The organism is Deinococcus pimensis DSM 21231, from assembly GCF_000519345.1.
Lineage (GTDB): Bacteria > Deinococcota > Deinococci > Deinococcales > Deinococcaceae > Deinococcus_A > Deinococcus_A pimensis.
This window is the reverse complement of sequence record NZ_KI912635.1, coordinates 99,295-101,214: the sequence shown is the minus strand read 5'-3', so window position 1 is coordinate 101,214 and position 1,920 is coordinate 99,295. Positions and strand designations below refer to the sequence as shown.

The 1,920-nt window shown below is 72.0% G+C and carries 2 protein-coding genes; both read right to left on the bottom strand.

Annotated features, from left to right (window positions below; all coding sequences use genetic code 11):
• Nucleotides 1-90: 90 nt before the first annotated feature.
• A complete protein-coding gene (locus DEIPI_RS0107645; protein WP_027481384.1) occupies nt 91-882 on the bottom strand; it encodes an ABC transporter permease in 792 nt (263 codons plus the stop codon).
• A partial coding sequence (locus tag DEIPI_RS29435; protein ID WP_157463537.1) for a glycosyltransferase family 2 protein occupies nt 879-1,920 on the bottom strand: 1,042 nt, incomplete at its 5' end. The genes DEIPI_RS0107645 and DEIPI_RS29435, both read right to left, overlap by 4 nt.

The following is a 1,920-nucleotide window of genomic DNA, read 5'->3' as shown; positions in this document are numbered from 1 at the left end:
GTGAGGGCCTCCTTGAGGGTGGCGGGACGGTCCCCGGCGCGGCGGCGGAAGCGCCTGCCCAGCCCTCGGACCTCGATGGCGGCGTCCACGTCAGAGCTCCTCGGCGAAGCGGCCGCTCTGACGGCGGAAGACGGCCACGCCCAGCGCGAGCAGCGCGAGCGCGAGGGCCGCGACGACCACGAGGGGCGCGAGGGCCGGGACGCGCCCCTCGACGATCACGTCGCGCTGCGCGTTCAGGAGCGCCGCGAGCGGGTTGAGGTTCGCGACGAGGCGGAAGCGTTCGGGGACGCTCTCGGGGGCGTAGAAGACGGGCGTGAGGTAGAAGAGCAGGTTCAGGGCGACCGCGAGGAGGTGCGCGGTGTCACGGAAGGTGACGTTGACGCTGGAGACGAGGTACGCGAGCCCCAGGGTGAGCAGGAACTGCAGCGCGAGCAGCGCGGGCAGCAGCAGCAGTGCGGGCGTGAGCGTCACGCCGGAGAGCAGCACGAACAGCGCGAGGACGGGCAGCGCGAGCAGGTAGTGCATGAAGTTCGTCGCGACGGTCACGGCGGGCAGCACGATCGTGGGGAAGCCGGGGCGCCGCACGAGCTCGCGGTTGTCGGTGATGGCGCCCGCCGCGACGATCATGGACGACTGAAACCAGTTCCAGGCGAGGACGCCGACGAACACGAACAGCGGGTAGTTGGGGACGTCGAGCTTGAGGACACCGCGGAAGAGCAGCGTGAACACCACGAGTTGCGCGAGCGGCGTGAGCAGGGACCACAGCAGCCCCAGGGCGGAACCCCGGTAGCGCAGCTTGAGCTCGCGGGAGACGAGCTCGCGCGTGAGGTCGCGCAGGTACGTGAGCCGCGTGCCGCGTCCACCCGCCTCGAGGGTGGTCACGCAGGGCTCCCCGCTCGCGCGACGGGCGCGGGGACGTTCGCGCCGCCTTCCGGTGTGAGAGGTTCGCTGCGTCCGAGCCGCCGCACGATGCGCGTGGACTGCCACAGGGCCACGGGCCCGAGGAGGTTGTTCCACGTCTCGAGCACGATGAGGTCCATGGGGTAGTGCGCCCGGCCGCGCGGCGCGTCGCGCAGCCACGCGAGCACCTGACGGACGCGCCAGTACGGCATGGCGAGCCCCACGTGCAGCAGGCCGCGCAGGTCACGGTCGCGCAGGAAGGTGAGGAGGTGGTAGGCGACGTGCCCGCGGCTGTACGCGGCGAGCTGGCTCCGCAGCGCCCGCATGTCCCGGCGGTGTTTGTGCCACAGGTACGCGCCGGGGTCGTACACGATGGTATGTCCGGCCTTCAGGGCCCGGTAGAACAGGTAGGTGTCCTCCCCCACTCCGGCGGGCATGCCCGCCCCGAGCGTCTCCTCCATGAGCCCGACGGCGGGATCGCGGAAGATGGAGGCGCGGAAGGCGGCGTTCGCGGTCGCGCCGATGTACCACGTGGGCGCGCCCTTCTTGCGGAATGCGCGGAACCACGCGTGGTCGAACTCCAGGGGCTCGAAGCCGCGCCCCAGCCCGCCGTATCGTTCGAAGAAGCGCTGCGAGGGCGTCTCCAGCTCGTACGGGAGGACGTTGCCGGTCACGACGGCGACTTCGGCCCGCGCGAGGGGCGCGACGATCGCTTCCAGCCAGCCGGGTGGGACGACCACGTCGTCGTCGGTGATGGCGACGACGTCGCCCCGGCAGACCCGCAGTCCGGCGTTACGGGCGTAGGAGAGGCCGGGCCGGGTCTCGGTGACGAGGCGCACGCCGGGGAAGTCCCGCACGACGGGCGCGGTGAGTCCGGAAGCGGGATGATTGTCGACCACGACGATGTCGAGGTCGCGGCGGGTGTCCTGCGCGGTGAGGCCCGCGAGGGCGACGCGCAGGTCGTCGGGTCGGTCGCGCGTGCAGACGAGGACGGAGACGCGCGCGCTCTCCGGGAGCCGC